The organism is Streptomyces sp. NPDC020898, assembly GCF_044333925.1.
Taxonomy (GTDB): Bacteria; Actinomycetota; Actinomycetes; order Streptomycetales; family Streptomycetaceae; genus Streptomyces.
This window is the reverse complement of sequence record NZ_JBIRRV010000014.1, coordinates 74,085-94,375: the sequence shown is the minus strand read 5'-3', so window position 1 is coordinate 94,375 and position 20,291 is coordinate 74,085. Positions and strand designations below refer to the sequence as shown.

Annotated in this window: 17 protein-coding genes; 7 read left to right on the top strand and 10 right to left on the bottom strand. The window is 71.8% G+C overall.

Going from position 1 to position 20,291, the window contains the following annotated elements; genetic code table 11:
- Positions 1–7: 7 nt before the first annotated feature.
- The 9 genes from ACH4TV_RS34845 to ACH4TV_RS34805 form a co-directional block, all read right to left on the bottom strand.
- Positions 8–2,455: an MMPL family transporter gene (locus ACH4TV_RS34845; protein ID WP_398405257.1), complete on the bottom strand. Its 2,448-nt coding sequence runs from the start codon at positions 2,453–2,455 to the stop codon at positions 8–10.
- A gap of 170 nt (positions 2,456–2,625) precedes the next feature.
- Positions 2,626–3,354 carry a hypothetical protein gene (locus ACH4TV_RS34840; protein WP_398405256.1) on the bottom strand — a complete coding sequence of 243 codons (729 nt, stop codon included), beginning with the start codon at positions 3,352–3,354 and terminating at the stop codon, positions 2,626–2,628.
- Positions 3,355–3,415: 61 nt separating this feature from the next.
- Entirely contained in the window at positions 3,416–3,805 is a 390-nt protein-coding gene (locus tag ACH4TV_RS34835; protein ID WP_398405255.1) for a fic family toxin-antitoxin system, toxin component, read from the bottom strand.
- Positions 3,802–4,101, bottom strand: a complete 300-nt coding sequence (locus ACH4TV_RS34830; protein ID WP_398405254.1) for a hypothetical protein — start codon at positions 4,099–4,101, stop codon at positions 3,802–3,804. Before ACH4TV_RS34830 ends, ACH4TV_RS34835 begins: the two co-directional genes overlap by 4 nt.
- A 50-nt stretch (positions 4,102–4,151) precedes the next feature.
- A complete protein-coding gene (locus ACH4TV_RS34825) occupies positions 4,152–5,030 on the bottom strand; it encodes a dioxygenase (RefSeq protein ID WP_398405253.1) in 879 nt (292 codons plus the stop codon).
- Positions 5,027–6,148 carry a maleylacetate reductase gene (locus tag ACH4TV_RS34820; RefSeq protein ID WP_398405252.1) on the bottom strand — a complete coding sequence of 374 codons (1,122 nt, stop codon included), beginning with the start codon at positions 6,146–6,148 and terminating at the stop codon, positions 5,027–5,029. The genes ACH4TV_RS34825 and ACH4TV_RS34820 overlap by 4 nt, the downstream gene beginning before the upstream one ends.
- On the bottom strand, positions 6,145–7,437 hold the full coding sequence (locus ACH4TV_RS34815) for an MFS transporter (protein ID WP_398405251.1): 1,293 nt from the start codon (positions 7,435–7,437) through the stop codon (positions 6,145–6,147). Before ACH4TV_RS34815 ends, ACH4TV_RS34820 begins: the two co-directional genes overlap by 4 nt.
- Positions 7,434–8,984: a bifunctional 3-(3-hydroxy-phenyl)propionate/3-hydroxycinnamic acid hydroxylase gene (locus ACH4TV_RS34810; RefSeq protein WP_398405250.1), complete on the bottom strand. Its 1,551-nt coding sequence runs from the start codon at positions 8,982–8,984 to the stop codon at positions 7,434–7,436. Before ACH4TV_RS34810 ends, ACH4TV_RS34815 begins: the two co-directional genes overlap by 4 nt.
- A 16-nt stretch (positions 8,985–9,000) precedes the next feature.
- Positions 9,001–9,987: an amidohydrolase family protein gene (locus ACH4TV_RS34805; protein ID WP_398405249.1), complete on the bottom strand. Its 987-nt coding sequence runs from the start codon at positions 9,985–9,987 to the stop codon at positions 9,001–9,003.
- A gap of 295 nt (positions 9,988–10,282) precedes the next feature.
- On the opposite strand from ACH4TV_RS34805, the gene ACH4TV_RS34800 reads away from it, so the two are divergent.
- Positions 10,283–11,065, top strand: a complete 783-nt coding sequence (locus ACH4TV_RS34800) for an IclR family transcriptional regulator (RefSeq protein WP_398405248.1) — start codon at positions 10,283–10,285, stop codon at positions 11,063–11,065.
- 4 nt (positions 11,066–11,069) lie between these two features.
- Here ACH4TV_RS34800 and ACH4TV_RS34795 read toward each other — a convergent pair whose 3' ends face one another.
- Complete coding sequence (locus ACH4TV_RS34795; RefSeq protein WP_398405247.1) at positions 11,070–11,879, bottom strand: PaaX family transcriptional regulator C-terminal domain-containing protein; 810 nt, start codon at positions 11,877–11,879, stop codon at positions 11,070–11,072.
- A gap of 183 nt (positions 11,880–12,062) precedes the next feature.
- Here ACH4TV_RS34795 and ACH4TV_RS34790 point away from each other — a divergent pair, with 183 nt between their 5' ends.
- From ACH4TV_RS34790 to ACH4TV_RS34765, 6 genes are read left to right on the top strand one after another with little or no spacing between them, the layout of a single operon-like run.
- A complete protein-coding gene (locus ACH4TV_RS34790) occupies positions 12,063–13,580 on the top strand; it encodes an FAD-dependent monooxygenase (protein WP_398405246.1) in 1,518 nt (505 codons plus the stop codon).
- Complete coding sequence (locus ACH4TV_RS34785; protein ID WP_398405245.1) at positions 13,577–15,964, top strand: acetate--CoA ligase family protein; 2,388 nt, start codon at positions 13,577–13,579, stop codon at positions 15,962–15,964. The genes ACH4TV_RS34790 and ACH4TV_RS34785 overlap by 4 nt, the downstream gene beginning before the upstream one ends.
- A complete protein-coding gene (locus ACH4TV_RS34780) occupies positions 15,957–17,624 on the top strand; it encodes a (2,3-dihydroxybenzoyl)adenylate synthase (RefSeq protein ID WP_398405244.1) in 1,668 nt (555 codons plus the stop codon). Before ACH4TV_RS34785 ends, ACH4TV_RS34780 begins: the two co-directional genes overlap by 8 nt.
- Positions 17,621–18,709 (top strand): cupin domain-containing protein, encoded by a 1,089-nt coding sequence (locus tag ACH4TV_RS34775; RefSeq protein WP_398405243.1) that lies wholly within the window; start codon positions 17,621–17,623, stop codon positions 18,707–18,709. The genes ACH4TV_RS34780 and ACH4TV_RS34775 overlap by 4 nt, the downstream gene beginning before the upstream one ends.
- A complete protein-coding gene (locus ACH4TV_RS34770) occupies positions 18,706–19,539 on the top strand; it encodes a fumarylacetoacetate hydrolase family protein (protein WP_398405242.1) in 834 nt (277 codons plus the stop codon). Before ACH4TV_RS34775 ends, ACH4TV_RS34770 begins: the two co-directional genes overlap by 4 nt.
- Positions 19,536–20,264 carry a maleylpyruvate isomerase family mycothiol-dependent enzyme gene (locus ACH4TV_RS34765; RefSeq protein ID WP_398405241.1) on the top strand — a complete coding sequence of 243 codons (729 nt, stop codon included), beginning with the start codon at positions 19,536–19,538 and terminating at the stop codon, positions 20,262–20,264. Before ACH4TV_RS34770 ends, ACH4TV_RS34765 begins: the two co-directional genes overlap by 4 nt.
- Positions 20,265–20,291 lie beyond the last annotated feature (27 nt).

Sequence of the window (20,291 nt, the reverse complement as noted above, 5' to 3'; positions counted from 1 at the left end):
GATTCTGTCAGCGCTTGCGGAACATCTTCTTCCGTATCCCCTTCGTCGCGCCGCCCTTCGGCTCGGTCGTGTCGGCGGGGGTCTCGGCGCCGCGCTGCCTGAGTCCGGACAGCCCCCGGGTCCTGCCGCGGTGGTGGCGCGGAAGTGGCGATGTGAAGGTACCCGGGTCCGAGGCGTCGGAGCCGGCGTCGCCGGCCATGACCTGCGGGGAGCTGTGGCTGTCCGAGCCCTGGTGGGCCCCGGCTCCCACGCCGGCGAGTACGGGCTCGGGGGCGGTGCTCGCGCTGTCGGAGTCCAGAGTGTGACGCAGCTTCTCGCCCTCGACGTCCACGTCGGGCATGACACGGTCCAGCCATGCGGGCAGGGCCCAGGCGCGGTGGCCGAGCAGAGCCATCACCGCCGGGACGATGGTCATGCGGACCACGAAGGCGTCGAAGAGGACGGCGGAGGCGAGCCCCAGACCGACGGACTTGATCAGCGCCGCGTCGTCGAGGAGGAACCCGGAGAAGACGGCGATCATGATGACCGCGGCGGCGGTGACCACCCGGCCGCTGTGCCGGAAGCCCCCGATGACGGCGTCGGTGGGGGTGGCGCCGTGGACGTACTCCTCCCGCATCCGGGTGACGAGGAAGACCTCGTAGTCCATGGCGAGACCGAAGACGACACCGATCAGCAGGATGGGCAGCACGCTGACGATGGGCGCCGTCTGGTCGACGCCGAAGACGTCCGCGAGCCAGCCCCACTGGAAGACGGCGACCAGGACGCCGAGGGTGGCGGCGATGGTGAACAGGAAGCCGAGCGTCGCCTTGAGCGGGATCATGATCGACCGGAAGACCAGCAGCAGCAGGACCAGGGCCAGGCCGACGACGATGGCGAGGTACGGGGCGAGGGCTTGGGCGAGCTTGGTGGAGACGTCGATGTTGACGGCGGTGGTGCCCGTGACCATGAGGTCGGCGCCGGTGTCCTGGTGCAGGGCGGCGCTGTGGTCGCGGATGTCGGAAACCAGGTCCTTGGTGGCCTGACTGGTCGGGGAACTGGCCGGGACGACACCGATGATGGCCACGTCACCGGCCTGGTTGAAGGCCGCGTCACGGACCGAGACGATGTCGTCCAGCGTGCCCAGCACCGCGGTCGCGTCCGCGGCGGCGGCCTCGGGGTCGGCACTGTCCCGGGCGTCGACCACCACGGTCAGCGGGCCGTTGAAGCCTGGTCCGAAGCCTTCGCTGAGGGTGTCGTAGGCGAGGCGCTGGGTGCTGCCGGGGGGCTTCATGGAGTCGTCGGGCAGGGTCAACCGCAGCGACATGGCGGGAATAGCCAGCAGCCCGAGGCCGATCACCGAGACGGCGAGGACCTTGACCGGGTTGCGGGTGACGAACTTCGCCCAGCGCACGCCCATCGCCTCGCCCTCGCCGCGCTCCAGGGCCTTCATACGACGGGACTGCATGGTGCCGTTCATGATCCGCGTGCCGGCGAAGCCGAGCAGGGCGGGCAGCAGGGTCAGCGCGATCACCACGGCGACCGCGACGGCGAAGGCGGAGCCCAGGCCCATGGAGGTGAGCATCTGGATACCGATGACGCTCAGCCCGGCCAGCGCGATGATCACGGTCAGGCCGGCGAAGACGACCGCGGAGCCGGCGGTGCCCAGGGCCCGTCCGCAGGCCTCTTCCGGTTCGTGTCCGTCGCGGATCTCGTTGCGGTAGCGGGAGACGATGAACAGGGCGTAGTCGATGGCGACCGCGAGGCCCAGCATCAGTGCCAGCGCGGACGTCTGGGAGGAGATGTCGAAGAACCGGGTGGCGACGGTGATCGACAGGATGGCCGCGCCGACGCCGAGGATCGCGGTGAGCAGGGGCAGTCCGGCGGCGATCATCGAGCCGAAGGTGATCACCAGGGCGACGGCGGCGACGCCGAGACCGATCAGCTCGGCCGCCTTGCTCGCGGCCTTCTCGGCGACCGCGTCGCCACCCAGGCTCACCGTGAGGCCCGCCTGCTCGCCCTGCGCGACGACAGCGGTCTGGACGTCGTGCGCGGCGTCACTGACGTCCGCCGCGGCGACCTCGTACGTCACCCCGGTATAGCCGATCGTGCCGTCCTCGCTGACCTGGCCGCTGCTGAAGGGGTCGGAGACACTCGACACCTGCGGCGACTTCCCCAGCTTCGCCACCATCGACTCGACCGCGGCCTTGTTGGCGGTGGCGGTCAGCTTCTGTCCGTCGGCTGCTTCGAACACGACCCGTGCGGAGGCGCCGCCCGCGGAGGCCTGCGGGAACTCCTCGCCCAGCAGGTCGATGGCCTTCTGGGACTGGGTGCCGGGCAGCGTGAAGCTGTCCGAGGTCTTGCCGGTGGAGCTCATGGCGCCCACGCCCACGGCGGCCAGGACGGCGATCCACAAGATGAGGACGAGGCGTCGTCGCCGGAAGGCGAGCCGTCCGAGTCGGTACAGGAAGGTGGCCACGGATTGCTCCCACAGGAGAAGAGATCGTTAGGTGAAGGCGGGGTCGATCGACCCTTGATCTCAAGCTAGGGGCGCTTTCTCGCGCTCCCTGCCCCCTGTGGGACCCAACCGGCGGGGTGCGGTTAGTACCGCGGTACTAACGCCTCTCGTCCTTGCCGTGCGTCCGGCTGTCAGTTGACCGTGCTGGTCGCGGTGACCGCGTACGCCTCCAGGCCCGGGGTTGCGAGCAGGTCCGCGACACAGGCCGCCGAACCGCCGACGTACGTGCTCACCAGGTCGACATCGCCGCCCACGCACCAGGCGTGATCCTCGGGCCACCACAGGTCGGGGATCTCGGGCGGCACCTCGTCGGTGCCGCGGGCGGGGGAGTCGGCATCGTCGAGAGGGCCGGCGAGGAGGACCTCGTCGCGGTTCGGTGTGCGGAAGAGGGGGAGACCGTCCCAGTCGTAGTGACCGTATCCCTCCCACAGCCCGTACCAGCAGCGGTCGGGGGTACGGGTGTGCCGGGACAGCACGGAGATCAGGGTGCGGGCCACGTCGCCGGGGGTGGGCCCCTCGTGCGGGTGCTCGTCCCAGACACCGGGGACGGCGGGGGTGTCGTCGTTGCGGTAGAGGATGGGGTCCTGGGCGCCGATCAGTTCGTGCCAGCGTGTCCCCGCGGACACCGTGCGGCCGTACACCGCGGCCACCCGGTCCCACCGCACCGGATCCGCACCGAGCAGGGCCGGATGGAGGATCCGCGCGTACGCGTCGAAGCCGGGTGCGCACACCCCCGCCACCGTGCCGAATCCGTCGTCGCCGGGCGGACGTTGCTCCAGCCAGCGGGCGGGACCGAGATCGAGCCGCTCGACGCGGAGACGGCCGTAGACGGACGGGGGCGGAAAACGGTGGACGCGCATGCCGCCATTGTCGCCCGCACCGATGGACGGACCACCGCACCCCCGCCTGTCACCCGTGCGCTCAGTCGGTCGCCCAGGTACGCAGCTGGCGCGCGATCCGCGCGACGCCCAATGTGCCCGCGGCGTCGCGGACCAGAGCCACGGCGTCCTTGGGCCGGTAGGTCAGACGGTGGCCGTTGAGTGCGAGGTAGGCCTCGCAGGAGTGCCAGGCGAAGGCCTCGTTGGAGTGTTCGAGAGGGGGCAGCTTCACCAGGGTCTGGAGCAGCGCGGCGGCCCTCAGGTACGGGGAGCCGTAGATGTCGCGGTCCATCGCGTGGGCGTTGACGCGCGCGACGGCCGCGTAGAGCGGGCCGTAGTCGTCGACCTGGGGGTCACCGTCGAGGAGTTCCGCCGCATGCAGCAGGAACTGGAGGTCGAGAGGCTGAGGCTGCTGGGGATCCGGCTGGTTCACGCGGCGTGGCCCTGCGCGTCGGGCTCCACCTCACGGCGGGCCTGCCGTTCGGCGTCCCGTTGTTCCGCCGTCGGGTCGACGACGCTCGGCTCGGCGGCGAACGCCTCCCCGGAGAAGGCCATCGAGCCTCGGAACGCCTTGAGGAAGGCCTCCTCGACGGCGGTCGCTCGGGCGTAGGCCGCCGACAGGATGTACTCCTGGAGACTGACCCCTTCCTTCCGGGCGGCGGCCTCGATGGCGGCCCGCTGCCCGGGGTCCGGGAAGCGCAGGTTCATGGCCTTCGGAGAATTCGACATGGTACCGACGGTACCAGTGGTACCGCCTCTCCGGCAGTCCCTCGCCTGACCTACTCCTTCCTGAGGACGATGTCGAAGCCGGCCGAGGTCCACGGCCCGTCCGGCCGACGGCCGTCCGGTGTCGGTGTTCCCGCCGGGTGACGGTCGAAAGGGCGGACCAGTGACTGCTTCACCCCGAATACCGAGTCGCTGTCCAGACCGGGGTCGCCCGCGACGAAGATGTGCGTGATCAGCGGGTGGAAACCGGGTGCCGTCACCTTGAAGTGGAGATGCGGTGCCCGCATCGGTGACCGGCCGGCATGGTGGAGGAGCCGGCCGACGGGGCCGTCGTCGGGGATCGGGTACGGCGTGGGCGTGAGCGCCCAGAACCGGTAGCCGCCCTCGGCGTCGCTGAACAGGTGCGCCCGTCCGGCGAGGGCACCGTGGTCGTACTGGACGTCGTACATGCCGTCGTCGTCGGCCTCCCACACCTCGATGCGGGCCCCGGGGACCGGGGTGCCGTCGGTGTCCGTGACCGTGCCGGCGACCCACGAGGGCTCGCCCTTCGCGCCGCCCGCGATGTCCCCGCCGAGTGCGATCTCGGGGGCGTCCTGGACGAAGAAGGGGCCGAGGACCGTGGACTCCGTCGACTCGCCGAGGCCCGGTTCGTTCACCGCGACGGTGAGCATGGAGACGCCGAGGACGTCGGAGAGGAGCACGAACTCCTGGCGGGTGTCGGTCGTGATGTGACCGGACGCGGTCAGGAACGCGATCGCCGCGCTCCACTCGGCTTCGGTGAGCCGCGTCTCGCGCACGAACGCGTGGGCGTGCCGCACGAGCGCCTGCATGACCTCACGGAACCGTTCGTCCTTCGCGGTGCCGAAGCTCGCGACGACCTTGTCCGTCAGTTCCTGTTCCGTCGTCTCAGCCGTTTCAGTCGTCTCAGTCATCGGGGGTGCTCTTTCGTACGGAGGGCGGTGAGCGGGACCGGGACAGGCACCGGGGTGTCGCCCCGGTACGCGCGGCCCAGCAGTTCGCGCATCTCGTCGCGGGTGACCCGGCGCGGGTTGGAGTCCGGCACTTGGGCCATGACCAGGTCGGCGGCCCGGTCGAGTTGCTCCTCGGGGAGCCCCAACTCGCGCAGCGAGTAAGGGGGTTCGAGCTGCGCGTAGAGGGCGAGCAACGCGCCGAAGGGGTCGGTGCGTTCGTCGAGCGCCGCTCCGAGGAGCCGCGCCGCGTCGGGCGCCGCGGCCAGGTTGAGGCCGACCACGTGCGGCAGGACCACCGAGTGCAGGGCGGCGTGTTCGAGGTCGTACGCGCCGCCGAGGACGTGACACACCTTGTGGTGCAGCCCGGAACCGGCGCCCGCGAAAGCCACAGCCCCGAGGTAGGTGCCGAAGAGGATCTCGCGGCGGGCGACGACATCCTGGCCGTCGGCGACGATGCGGGGGAGGGCGGACGCCAGCGAGCGGACGCCCTCGACGGCCAGCGCGGAGCTGATCGGGTTGTGCCGGGGTGCCCACCACGCGTCGACGCAGTGGGCGAGGGCGTTGAGGCCGGACGTCACCGAAAGCCTCGTCGGCAGCGACAGCATCAGCGTCGCGTCGTAGACGACGACCTTGGGGAGCACCTTCGGGTCGACGCCGGTGCGCTTGTGGCCGTCCTCGGTGAGGCCCCAGACCGGGGTGGCCTCGGAACCGGCGTACGTCGTGGGGACGGCGAGGATCGGCAGCCCGGTGGTGAGCGCCGCCGCCTTGGCGGTGCCGGTCGTCGATCCTCCGCCGACGCTCAGCAGCAGGTCGGCCGCGTGCTCGTGGGCCGCGGCCCGCACGGCCTGTGCCACGTCGGCCGGTACGTGCGGCCGGACGCCGCCGAAGACCGCCACGACCGGGAGGTCCTTGCAGATGTCCTCGGCCAGGGCCCGCTCCCCGTCGGCCGCGATCACCAGGACCCGGCTCGCGCCGAGTCCAGCGACCGCGGCCGCCACGTCCGCCCGGACGGTGCCCGAGCCGAAGACGACCCGCTGGCCCCAGGACTCGTAGACGACCGGCGATGGGACGACGGTCATGCCTTGACCTGTCGCGCCCGGGGCACGGCACCCGCCGCGAACGCCCCGACGAGGGCGGGGACGGCGAAGGCGTAGAAGGCCCATTTGACGTCGGCGCCCGAGGTGAGGACGAACGCGCCCAGGGACGGGCCGGCGATGGCTCCGAAGCGGCCGATGGACAGGGCCCAGGCGAGGCCGTTGCCGCGTACGGCGTCCGGGTACCTGGTCACGATGAACGCGTTGCCGAGGATCTGCGAACCGATGAACCCGAACCCGCTGATGAACATGAGCACGAACATGACGGGTGTCGGCGGGCGGGTGCTCATCGCGATCAGGCTCAGCGTGCCGACCAGGAACGCGACGACCACGACCCGCTTGGCGCCGAGCGCGTCCGCGACCCGGCCGCCGACGATGGCCCCGACACCGACGCCCAGCCACATCGCCGCCGTCTGCAGCAGTGCCGAGCCGAGGGAGAAGCCGGCGGCCTGCATGATGCTGGGCAGCCAGGTGCTGATGCCGAAGACGAGGAGGAGTCCGCAGAAGGACATGGCCCAGAAGAGCAGGGTCGAGATCGCGAGGCCGCCCGTGAGCAGCGATCCGAGGCCGAGCATGCGGCCCGGGTCCGACGTCGGCGCGGCGACGGACGGGGCGAGGCCGTGCTGCTCCTCCACCGCTCTCGCCTCGGTGGTGCGGCCCGTGCGGTGGAGGTGGAACGGGCTCTCGGGGAGCCGGAGCACGAGCGGTATGGCCAGGAACACCGGGAGCACGCCGATGACGTACAGCCAGCGGTACGAGACGTCGGGGAGCAGGGCGGTGCCGAGCAGCGGGGAGAGCAGGGCGCCGGCCGCGTAGCCGCTCATGATCAGGGCGACGTTGCGGCTGCGGCGGCCCGGCTCGCTGAGGTCGGCGACGTAGGCGTTGATCGTCGGCAGTACGACACCGAGGCCGAGGCCGACGACAAGGCGTCCGGCGCCGAACGAGGGGACTCCACCGGCGAACGTACAGACCGCCATCCCGAGCGAGAACACGACGGTGCCGACGAGCAGGAGCCGGCGTGGGCCGGTGCGGTGGAGCAGGGCGCCGGCGAGCGCGGCGCCGACCAGCATCCCGATGCCGACAAGGGAGCCGATGGTGCCGGCCTCGGCCTTGTCGATGCCGAGCGAGGGGTCGCCGAGGATCGCCGGGACGGTGACGCCGTACACGGCGAGGTCGTATCCCTCAAGGGATGCGACGACCCAGGCGGCGATCAGCATGAACGTGGTCGCGGACACTCTGCGGGCCTGCGGACGGACGGCGGACTGTGTGGTCATGGCCGGATCCCTTCTCCAGCTGTGGCAGGAGCCTGCACCGGCTCGACTGCTGTGGCAAGTGTGGTGAGAAGTGCCGGGATGTCCGAGAGGACTCCCGTGGTGCCGAGGATGTAGAAGTCGGGCCGCCACAGCACGGCTGCGCGGCCGGTCTCGTCGAACCAGCGCCCGTAGACGCCGCCGACATCGGTGACCCCCTCCGTGCTGAGGCGGCGGTCGGTGAGGCGGTGGACGGCCACGCCGAGCCGGGCGGCCTCTTCGGTCGTCGAGGCGTCGAGCGAGGCGCCGGTCCGGCCGTCGACGAGGAGCACGAATCCGCGTCCCAGGACCTCGTCGAAGAGCCCCTCGGTGCCGTGCGACTCCACCCGGCCCTGCGGCATCAGATGGCCGGCCTGCGGGGACTCGTCGCGCAGACCGGGGCCGAGGCCCGGGAAGCGCATCTTCTCGGGGCGCCCGTCCGCCTCGCGCAGGGCGATCAGGCGGGCGTCCCGCTCGGCGGCGGCCACCGGATCGCGCATGGTCTGCACCCGGCCGAGTTCGATGCCCTTGGCGATGATGGCCCGCACATGCGGCTCGCGTTCGCTCTGGTAGGTGTCGAGGAGCGCGTCGTCGGCGCCGCGCAGTACGGCGTCGAGCTTGAAGGCGATGTTCTGGGCGTCGCGGATGCCCGAGCACATGCCCTGCCCGAGGAACGGCGGCATCTGATGCGCTGCGTCCCCGGCGAGCAGGACCCGGCCGCTGCGCCAGCGTTCCGCGACGAGCGAGCGGAACGTGTATGTGGCGACGCGGACGAGTTCGGCCTGCGAGCGGCCGACGTGGTCGGCGACCCGTGCCCACACCCGGTCGGGCTCCCGCTCGAAGGGGAAGGAGTCCGCCGAGTCGAGCATGAAGCTGAACCGGTGGTGCCGGGGGCCCAGCGAGATGATCGACACGGGCTGCTTCGGGTCGCACACCTGACGGGCCTTGGGTATGTCCGTGGGGCCGGTCAGGCGGAAGTCGCAGACCATCCACGGCTCGGAGAACCCGTAGTCGTCCTGCCCGACGTCGAGCCAACCACGGGTGAAGCTGTTGCCGCCGTCGCAGGCGACGACGTACCGGGCCGAGACGGGCGTGTCGCTTCCCTCGACCTGGATGTCCACGCCGTCAGGCGTGTTCCGCAGGCCGTTGACCCGGGAGTCCATGCGGATCTCGACGTTCTCGAGACCGCGGACCAGACCGTCGAGGGTGTCCTCCAGATAGGGCTGGTACATCATGTACCACTCCGCCCAGCCCTGGCCGCCGACGGCGGCGAAGTCGTGCTCGATGAGGAGCTCGCCCGCGCCGTTGCGCCACTCGTAGTTCCGCTGGACGTGCAGGGTGGGCAGCAGATCCCCGGAGATGCCGAGGCGGTCGAAGGTCCGCATCGTCTCGTCGTCGAAGATGGCGGCGCGCGGAAGGTTGTAGAGGGTCGGGTAGCGCTCCAGCACGACCACGTCGTGGCCTGCCTGACCGAGCAGCGCCGCGGTGGCCATGCCGACGGGCCCGTACCCGATGACGGCGACGTCGTACACGTGCGTTCCCCTCCGCTCAGACACCCGCGAGCGCGGGCGTGGTGGCGAGGCCGAGCAGCTTCTCGGCGTTCTGGTGGCCGATCTTGAGCCGGTCGGCGTCGCTGATCGGGGCGTTCTGGAGGAACTTCGTGGCCGTCTCGATGTCCTCGAAGGGGTAGTCGGTGCCGAAGAGGATGTGGTCGGCGCCCATCGACAGCAGGGCGGTGAGTAGCGGGGCGGGAGAGCAGACGCCGCTGGTCGTGATGTAGAGGTTGTGCCGGATGTACTCCGAGGGGCGCCCGCGCTTGAGCTCGATGCCGTGGTGCGCGTGGAACTCCCAGCGGGAGTCCATGCGCCACATCACGTAGGGCAGTCCCTCTCCCATGTGGCCGAGGAGCAGCTTGGCGTTCGGGAAGTCGTCGAAGACGCCGCCGAAGATGAGCCGCAGGGCGTGGGTGGCGGTGTCGATCCCCCAGCTCCACATCGGTCCGACGAGTTCGGGGTGTCCGGAGAGCACGTGCGCGGTGTCGACGCCGTTGGCCGGGTGCAGATAGAGCGGTACGTCGAGGTGCTCGGCGCGCTCCCAGACGACGCGCAGGGCGGGGTCGTCCAGGTACCTGCCGTGGGTGTGCGCGTTGACGAGGGCGCCGCGCAGGCCGAGCTGGGTGACCGCGCGCTCCAGTTCGTCGGCGGCGGCCTTGGGGTCCTGCAGGGGCAGGGCGGCGAAGCCGGAGAAGCGGTCGGGGTGCTCGGCGATGACGCCGGTGAGGAAGTCGTTGACGGTGATCGCCTGGCGTACGGCGGAGGCCGGGTCCTTCTCTGCCTGGAGGCCGGGGGAGTTGAGCGAGAGCACCTGCATGTCCAGGCCGGCGGCGTCCATGTCGTCGAGGCGTTCCTCGGTGAGGTCGAGGAGCCGCCGGGAGGCCTCGGCCCACGCATGGGGCTGGGCGATGGAGGCGGTGGAGGCGCCGTGGCCCACCAGGTCAGGGGTCACGAAGTGTTCTTCGAGGCCGATCAGCTTCATTGCGGAGTTCTCCTCGGAGGGATCTTGAACGCAGCGGGGTACGGCGGCGCCCGGCTCGGTGTGAGTGGCCGGGGCGGATGAGATGCGCGGGTGTGTGCGCCGGAGGACGAGCGGCTCCGGGCGGCTGCGAAACGGGCCGCCGGTGTGGCGGGGGCAGTCGGGGGAGGTGACCGCCACCGCTTCCGCAGTTCACCAGAACGTAACGCGTTCCGCAATAGTGAATGTAAGATCAGTTGTATCGGCGGCCTCGATAGGCTGACCGCGTTCATGCACCGGCAGGGGAGAAGGCTGCGCTGTGACCACGACTGACCCCCGGGAGAACGGGGAGCGGCAGGGCATCCAGTCCGTCGAGATGGCGATGAGAGTCCTGCTGGCGCTGGAGAGCGGCGGCGGCGCGCTGAGCCTGTCGGCGATCGCGCAGGCGAGCGGCATGCAGCCCAGCAAGGTGCACCGCTATCTCGTCAGCCTCGGCCGTATCGGTCTGACCTCGCAGGATTCCGCCTCGGGCCTGTACGACTTCGGGGCCGCGATGCGCCGCATGGGCGCCGAGTCGCTGCGCCGCACCAACGAGGTGGCGGTGGTGAGCGGCCACGCGACGCAGCTCCGCGACCGCACGGGCCACTCCGTGAACCTCGCGGTCTGGGGCGACCGCGGCCCGATCGTGGTGAGCTGGGCGTACGGCACCCGCCCGCTGCCCCTGACGGTGCGCGTCGGCGCCACGCTTCCCCTGCTCACGTCCTCCGTGGGCCAGGTCTTCCTGGCCCACCTGCCCGAGAGCCTCACGGACGAGGTGCTGGGCGGCGAGCTCCACGGCAAGGAGGGGGAGTGGACGAGCGAGCGCATCGCCGCCACCCGGGCGCAGATCCGCGACGACGGACACGTCGTGACGCACAGCGGCGTCATCCCGGGCATCATCTCGGTCGCCGCGCCCGTCTTCGCGGCAGGCGACCCGCTGCCGCTCGCCGTCTCCGTCGTCCTGCCCGAGAGCCTCGGTACCCCGGCCCACCTGGCCGAGGTGACCCAGGAACTGCGCGACACCGTGGCCGCGGCCTCGCACGAGCTGGGACACCTGTCGTAGGGCCCTATGCAGGGGGACGTGGGCCGGCCACCTCGTCGTAGTAGGACTCGGCGGAGGGGCCGAGGACCTCGTGGGCCTCCAGGAACATCTCGTGCGCCTCGTGGCCCACCCAGCCCGCGGGCAGGAGGTCGGTCGGCAGGTCCGGGTCGCGGAAGGGGAACTTGCGGTAGTCGTAGGTCAGCCGCATCCGCTCGACCATCGCCTCCTCGGGGCTGAGGTGCCCGGCCCGGTACGACGGCATCCGGCTGCGGTAGGTGCGCAGCAGCTCCCGGTAGTCCTCGTTGAGGGCGGCGAGATCCCAGCTGCGCGCCGCCATCTCACGGTCGACGGTCAGCCCCCCGGACTGGCAGCGCAGGGTGTCCAGGCGGATGGCCGGCTCGTCCGCGAACTTCTCCCGGACCTGCTGCAGCCGGTCGTGCGGGGAGACGTACGTGGACGGGGCCAGCGGGCCGAAGCCCAGCCAGGCCAGCTCCTTGCGGATGCGGTCGCGTACGCCGCGCTCGGTCTCGGGGACCGAGTAGATGGCCATGTACCAGTGCCGGTCCCAGTCGGACGGGGCCCGGTCGAAGATGCGTGAGCGGCCCTCGTCGAGGAGCTGGAGGCTGCGCTTGTTGAGCGTGTAGACGGTCTCCCTGCCCTCACGCCGGACGTCGAACCAGTCCTCCTTGCGCAGCCGGGCGAGGACCACCCGCACGGTGCTCTCGCCGACACCGAAGCAGCCCATCAGTGTGCTGAGTGTGCGCAGCCGGGCGGCGCCGCCGCGATAGCGCACATAGTCGCCGAACAGGTCGAAGACGATCGATCGAGGCTTCACAGAATCGACTATGTCACACGGACGGCCGTCGTCATGATGAGTCACCCGAAGGGAAAAACTCCTGTCCCTGCTGGTTCAGCGGCTTCATCGATGCGCAACAAAATATTGACGCCCGTGCATCCATTGACACAAGACGCGTCCGGGGCGGAGTCTGGGGCTGTACTCGACGTGGAGGCAGGAGCCATGGTGACTCGGATCGCTTGCGTGGGAGGCGGCCCCGGCGGGCTGTTCTTCGCCGCGCTCGTCAAGCAGGCCGATCCGTCGGTCGAGGTGACGGTCTTCGAACGCAACCGCGCCGAGGACACCTTCGGCTTCGGCGTGGTGTTCTCGGACGCGACCCTGGCCGCCATCCACGCGGCGGATCCCGTGCTGCGCACGGCGCTCGCGGAGCACGGCCGGCACTGGGACGACATCGAGGTGCGGCTGAAGGGGCAGCGGATCCGGTGCGGTGGCAACGGCATGGCCGCCATCACCCGCAAGATCCTGCTCCAGCTGCTGCACCAGAGGGCCGAGGAGGTCGGGGTCGAGCTCCGCTTCAGCCACGAGATTCCCGCCGACCCGGCCGAGCTGGCCGACTACGACCTGATCGTGGCCGCCGACGGGGCGAACTCCGGGTTGCGCGACCGGCTCGCCGACGTGCTGGTGCCGGAGGTGGAGGTCGCGACCGCGAAGTTCATCTGGTTCGGCACGGACTATCTCTTCGACGGCCTGACCTTCGTGCACGAACACGGCCCGCACGGCACGTTCGCCGTGCACGCCTACCCGATCAGCGACAGCGTGAGCACCTTCATCGTCGAGACGGACGAAGAGTCCTGGCGCAGGGCGGGCCTCGACGAGTTCGACACGGCGGGGCCGCCCGGCCCGAGTGACGAGAAGAGCAAGGCGTACCTGGAGAAGCTCTTCGCCGAACAGATCGACGGGCACGAACTGCTGGTCAACAACTCCCGCTGGGGCAACTTCCGCACCCGCCGCACCCGGCGCTGGCACAGCGGCAACGTCGTCCTGCTCGGCGACGCCGCGCACACCGCGCACTTCTCCGTCGGCTCCGGCACCAAGATGGCCCTGGAGGACGCCGTCGCCCTCGCCGACAGCCTCCTCACCCACCGCGACGACCTGCCGAGCGCCCTGGAGGCGTACGAGGCGGCCCGGCGACCCTCGGTGGAGAAGATCCAGGGCTCCGCCCGGCCGAGCCTGTCCTGGTGGGAGCACTTCGGGCGCTACCACGACGCGTTCGAACCGACGCAGTTCGCCTTCCACTTCATCTCCCGCAGCATCGGCAAGGAACGGATCGCGCGCCGCGACCCCGAGTTCGTCGACCAGGTCGTACGGGACTGGCGGGCGGCCCACGACGGACACGATCCCCTGGACACGCCCTTCAGGGACTTCGGCGGCCGGCGACTGACCTCGGCCGACCTCGCCGGTCTGCGCTCCGAGGGATGCCGGTGGCTCACCGCACCCGAGGATGAGACTCAACTGCCGCAGATCTACGACGAGTTGGCCGACGCCCTGAGTGGTGACAGGCCCCCGGACATGGTCGCCGTACGGGGCGGAACGCCGTTCACCCGGTCGTTGCTCGCCGAACAGGCCCGGCTGGTGTGCGGCATCCCCGTACTGATCGTGGAGGACACGATGGACGACGATCGTGCGGAAACGTTGCTGCTGTCCGGGCGTGCCGACCTGGTGGCGGGGGAGCAGGCATGAGCACCGACCTGATTCCGCTCTTCGCGCCCGAGGGCGTAGTCGTGATCGGCGCCTCCCGGCAGAGCGGAAAGCTGGGCGCCGCCATGGCCCGCTCGCTGGCCCCGTTCTCGGGAGCCCGCGCCCTGGTCAACTCGCGGCGCCCGGAGCCCGGCGAGGGCGTGTACGCCTCGGTCGCCGAGGCGGCAGCGCACACCGCCGGACGGCTCGACCTGGCCGTCCTGTGCGTGCCCGCGGCCGGCTGCGCGGACGCCCTGGCCGAAGCGGCCGCCGCCGGCTGCCGGGCCGCCCTGGTCTGTGCCGGCGGGTTCGGCGAGGCGGGCCCGGAGGGCGAGGCACACGCGGACGCCCTGCGCCTCGTCGCCCAGGAGACGGGCATCCGGATTCTCGGCCCCAACACCTCGGGCTTCTTCGCCCCCCACCTCGGCCTGACGGCCAGCTTCGTGCCCGCGGCAGGACAGCTCCCGGCCGGGGACATCGCGGTGGTCGCGGCCAGCGGCGGCGTCAACCACGCGCTCTCCTTCGACCTGGTCGCCGCCGGCAACGGCATCAGCCTCGGCGTCGGCATCGGGGCAGGCCTCGGCGTCACCGCCGCGGACGTCCTGGCCCACCTCGCGGGGGACGGTCGTACGACGGCCGTGGCGTTGCATGTGGAGACGGTGCCGGACGGGCCACGGCTGGTCGAAGCCGTACGGCTGGCGGCCGCTGCAAAGCCGGTCGTGGCCCTAATCGTCGGCCGCAGCGACGTCGGTGACTTCGCCCGCTCCCACACCGGTGCGCTCGCCACCTCCTGGCGTACGACGCGGGCCGCGCTGCGGCAGGCCGGGGCCGTGGTCGTGGACGACGAACGGGAGATGGTGGACGCGCTCACCGCCCTCTCCCGCATCCAGCTGCGCCCCCACCCGGACCCCGGCCTCGCCATCGTGACCGCCCAGGCCGGGCCGGGCCTGCTGTTGGCGGACCGCGTGGGCGCCGACGGCATCCGGATGCCGGAGCTGGCCGAGACCACGCGGCGGGCGCTCGGCGTACTGCTGCCCCCGCTCACCTACCAGCGCAACCCGGTCGACACGGGCCGGCCCGCCGAGACCTTCGCCCGCGTGCTGGACACGACGGCCGCCGACCCGGCGGTGCATCTGCTCGCCGTCTACGCCCTCACCGAGCCCGACAGCGTCGACCTCGCCACGGCCGCGCAGGACGCAGGCCTCGGCACGGACTCCCCGGCCGTCGTGGTCGTCGGCGGCCTGCCCGAGGACGTCGCCGACCAGCGGGCACGGCTGCACAAGGCGGGGATCCCGGCCCTGACCGGCCCCGCTTCCGCCGCGAACGCCGTACGGGCCCTGGTGGCGCATGCCCGGCAGCGGGCGGTGCGCATCGACGGGTCCACCGGGCCGCTGGACGGCGGGCTGCCCGTGCACAAGGCGGGGGTTCCGGCGCCGACGGGACCGGCCTCCGCCGCGAACGTCGTCCCGGCACCGACCGGACCGGCTTCCGCCGCGAGTGCCCTCCCGGCTCCGGTGACGCACGCCCGGCAGTGGGCCGTGCCCACCGAGGGGCCGTCGCAGGCGGCGGCTGCCCCCGTGCCGTCCGGGCCGCTGGACGGCGGGCTGCCTGTCCACAAGGCGGGGGTTCCGGCGCCGACGGGACCGGCTTCCGCCGCGAGTGCCCTCCCGGCTCCGGTGACGCACGCCCGGCAGTGGGCCATGCCCACCGAGGGGCCGCCGCAGGCGGCGGCTGCCCCCGTGCCGTCCGGGCCGCTGGATGAGGATGCCGCCAAGGTGTTCCTCTCCTCGCTCGGCATCCGCACCCCGGACCGTGTCGCCTGCGACAGCCGGGCCGATGCCCACCGCGCCCTGGGTGTGCTGGGCGGGCCCGTCGCGGTCAAGGTGCTCGACGCCGCGATCCTCCACAAGACGGAGATCGGCGGAGTGCACCTGGGCGTGCGCACCCCCGGCGAACTCGACGCGGCCCTGGACGCCATCGGCGCCGACCGCCGCTACCTGGTCGAGGCCATGGCCCCGGCCGGCGTCGACCTCGTGCTCGGCGCGCGACGGGACCCCGTGTTCGGGCCGGTCGTCCTCGCCGGGCTGGGCGGCACGGCCGCCGAGGCGCTGGCCGACGTGGCGATCCGGCTGGCGCCGCTCTCCGTCGCCGAGGCCGCCGGGATGCCCGACGACCTGGCCGCCTGCGCCCTGCTCGACGGCTGGCGCGGCGGGCCGGTGCTCGACCGCGCCGAGTTCGGACGGGTCGTATCGGCACTCGCCGCCGCCTTGGCCGCGAGTCCGGACACCGCCGAGATCGAGATCAACCCCCTGCGGCTCACCGGCGACGGGCTGATCGCCCTGGACGCCGTGATCGTGCCCATCACCGAGGAGACCGACCATGCCTAGGCCGAGCAGCAATGGCGCTGTGCCCTGGCCCGCGGACCATGCGGCGCGCTACACCGCGAAGGGCTACTGGGAAGGCCACACCATCGGCGACCGGCTCCACGCCGTCGCCGACGCGACTCCCGATGCCGTCGCGCTCGTCGACGGTGACCAGCGGCTGACGTACCGTCAACTCGCCGTGCGCGCGGACGCCGTGGCCCTGCGGCTGGCCGCGGTCGGGCTCCGCCCGGACGACCGGCTCGTGGTGCAGCTGCCCAACACCGCCGAGTTCGTGATCCTGACCTACGCCTGTCTGCGCCTCGGTGTCATCCCCGTGATGGCACTGCCCGGACACCGCAGACACGAGGTCGGTTACCTCGTCGAGCACAGCGAGGCCGTGGCCGTCGCGGTGCCCGACCACCTCAAGGGCCACGACCACCGGGCGATGGCGTTCGAGATCGCCGCGGACTCGCCAACTCTCCGGCACATCCTGGTACTTGGCGACAAGGTCGGCGACGACGCCGTGGACCTGCGGGAGTTGTGCGCCGCGTCCGGTACGCCGGCGGACCGGGCCGCCGTGGACGCGTACCGGCCGGACAGCCGATCGATCGCCGTGTTCCTGCTCTCCGGCGGCACCACCGGGCTGCCCAAGCTCATCGCCCGCACGCACGACGACTACGTCTACAACGCCCGCCGCAGCGCCGAGGTCTGTGAACTCGGTCCCGATACCGTCTACTTCGCCGCCCTCCCGCTCGGCCACAACTTCCCGCTCGCCTGCCCCGGCCTGCTCGGCACGCTGCTGCACGGCGGCCGGGTGGTGCTGGGTTCTCCCAACCCGGAGAAGGCGTTCCCGATCGTCGAGCGCGAGGGCGTCACCGCTTCGGCCCTGGTGCCGGCCATCGCCCAGCGCTGGCTGGACCACCACCGCGAACACCCCGGAACCGACCTCAGCTCGCTCCGCCTCCTCCAGGTCGGCGGCTCCCGGCTCGCCGACCACGTCGCCCGCCGGGTGCGCCCCGAACTCGGCTGCACCCTCCAGCAGGTGTTCGGCATGGCCGAGGGACTGCTCAACTACACCCGCCTGGACGACCCGGAAGACGTCATCTGTACGACGCAGGGGCGCCCCATGTGCGAGGACGACGAGCTGCTCGTCGTGGACGAGCTGGGCAACCCGGTCCCCGACGGAACCCCGGGGGTGCTGCTCACCCGCGGTCCGTACACCCCGCGCGGCTACTACCGCGCCGAAGAGCAGAACGCCCGCGCCTTCACGGAGGACGGCTGGTACCGCACCGGCGACATCGTGCGGCTGCTGCCCGACGGCAACCTCGTCGTCGAGGGCCGCGACAAGGACATGATCATCCGGGGCGGGGAGAACATCTCCGCCGAGGAGATCGAGAACTTCGCCTACCAGACCTCCGGCGTCGCCCGTGCTGCCGCCGTCGCGATGCCCGACGACCGCCTCGGCGAACGCGTCTGCCTCTACGTCGTGCCGGAACCGGGGCACACAGTGACCCTCGACGACATCCACCACGTCATGGAGGACGCGGGTACCGCCCGCTTCAAGTTCCCGGACCGGCTGGTGACGGTCCCCGAACTCGCCGCCACCAAGGTCGGAAAGATCGACAAGAAGGCCCTGCGCGCCGACATCGCGCGCCGTCTCGACGCCGAAGGGACCCCCCGATGACCAGCGACTCCGTCATAGCCCCGGACGAGACGGACCCCGAACTCCGCAAGCTGTACGACGGCTTCGCCGCCGCCGGACTCATCCCCCTGTGGACCGAGATCGGCAACCTCATGCCGCTCACCCCGCAGCCCGAGGCCGTCCCGCACGTCTGGCCGTGGGACACGCTCCTGCCGCTCGCCCGCAGCGCCGGCGACCTCGTGCCGGTCGGACGCGGCGGTGAGCGCCGCGCGATAGCACTGGCCAACCCGGGCCTGCCCGGCCGGCCGTACGCGACTCCCAACCTGTGGGCGGCGGTTCAGTACCTCGGCCCGCGCGAGGTCGCCCCCGCGCACCGGCACTCGCAGGGCGCCTTCCGGTTCATCCTGGAGGGCGAGGGCGTGTGGACCGTCGTCAACGGCGACGCCGTCGAGATGCGCCCCGGCGACCTGCTGCTCACGCCGTCGATGCACTGGCACGGTCACCACCACGTCGGCGACGAGCCGATGGTCTGGCTGGACGGCCTCGACATTCCGCTCGTACACCGCCTGGACGCCGGGTTCTTCGAGTTCGGCGAGGACGGGGTGTCGGACCGGTCGACCCCGACCCGGTCGCGCAACGAGCGGCTCTGGGGCCACCCGGGACTGCGCCCGATCGGGGCGCCGGACAGCCCCGACTCCCCGCTGATGGCCTACCGGTGGGCCGACACCGACGACGCGCTCACCGCCCAGCTGGAGCTGGAGGACGAGGGGCACACCGGCGTCGTCGAGCCCGGCCACGCCGGCATCCGCTTCACCAACCCCGCCACCGGCCGCGACGCCCTCGCCAGCCTGCGCACCGAGATGCACCGCCTGCGTCAGGGCACCACCACCGCGACCCGCCGCACGGTGGGCTCCTCGGTCTGGCAGGTCTTCCGCGGCACCGGCACCGTCACCCTCGACGACCGCGAGATCGAGGTGTCCGACGGCGACCTGATCGCCGTCCCCTCCTGGTGCGCGCTGACCATCGCCGCGCACACACGGCTCGACCTGTTCACCTTCAGCGACGCGCCCCTCTACGAAGCGCTGAATCTCGCCCGCACCGAAACGACCGGGAGCACCCGCGCATGAAGCTCGCCACCATCCGCACCGCCGACGGCACGGCGGCCGTCCGCATCGACGGCGACCGCGCCGTGGAGACCGGCACCCCCGACGTCGCCGCCCTGCTGCGCCGCCCCGACTGGCGTACGTACGCGGCCGCCGCCGACGGCCCGGCGCACGACGTGGCGGCGCTCGACCTCGCCCCCGTCGTCACGACCCCCGCCAAGATCTTCTGCGTGGGCCACAACTACCGCGCCCACATAGCGGAGATGGGCCGCGAGATGCCGTCGTACCCCGCTCTCTTCGGCAAGTTCGCCAACGTCCTGCTCGGCGCCCGCGACGACATCGTCCACCCGGGCGAGACGGAGGAACTGGACTGGGAGGCCGAACTCGGCTTCGTCATCGGCTCGCGGCTGCGCCGCCGGGCCACCAAGGAGGAGGCGGCGGCCGCGATCGCCGGCTACACCGTCGTCAACGACATCTCCATGCGGGACTGGCAGTGGCGTACCCCGCAGTGGCTCCAGGGCAAGGCGTGGGAGGCCAGCACCCCGGCCGGGCCCTGGCTGGTGACCGGCGACGAGATCGACGACGCGGCCGACCTGGAGATCCGCCTGGAGGTCGACGGGCAGGTCATGCAGCGCTCGCGCACCTCCGACCTGCTGTTCACTCCGGCGGACATCGCCGCCTACCTCAGCACGTTCACCACGCTGGAGCCGGGCGACCTCGTCCTCACCGGTACCCCGGGCGGGGTCGGCGCGGCCCGCGACCCGAAGGTGTTCCTGAAGCCGGGCCAGGTCGTACGGACCGTGGTCGAGGGCGTCGGGGAGTGCGTGAACACGGTTGTCGAGGACAAGCCGTGAGTACGCCGGAACGGGTTCTCGGCTGGGTCGAGGACGGAGAGCGCAGGCTGCGGCAGGCGGTCGACGCGCTGCCGGAGGACGCGGTCGCCGAGCCCTCCGCGTTGCCCGGCTGGACCCGCGGCCATCTGCTCAGCCACCTCGCCCGCAACGCCGACGCCCTGGTCAACCTGCTGACCTGGGCCCGGACGGGGATCCGGACGCCCATGTACACCTCGCCGGACCAGCGCGTCACGGACATCGAGGCGGGCGCCGTACGTCCCCTCGCCGAACAGCGGGCGGACGTACGGGAGTCCGCCGCGCGTTTCCGGAAGGCCGCCGACGCGCTCTCGGCCGACGCCTGGTCGGCCCCCGTCGTGAGCGCGCAGGGGCGTGAGATCCCGGCGTCGGAGGTGCCGTGGCTGCGGGCCCGCGAGGTGTGGATCCACCTGGTCGACCTGCGCGTCGGCGCCGGAACGGACACGTTGCCGCCCGACTTCGCCTGGGCCCTCGTCCGCGATGTGGCCGGGTGGATGTCGGCCCGCGTCGAGCCAGGCATCGGCGCCGAGCTGGCGGCGGAGGGCCACGGCAGCGTCGTACTCGGCACGCCCGCCCCGGGTGCCACGGTCACCGGACCGCCGTACGCCCTCGCCGCCTGGCTCACCGGCCGAGGCGGCACCCAAGAGCTGCGTGAACGGCGTGAGCTGCGTGTCACGGGTGAACTCCCGGACATCCCACGCTGGTTGTGAACCCGGCTTTCACCTGTCGATTCACGC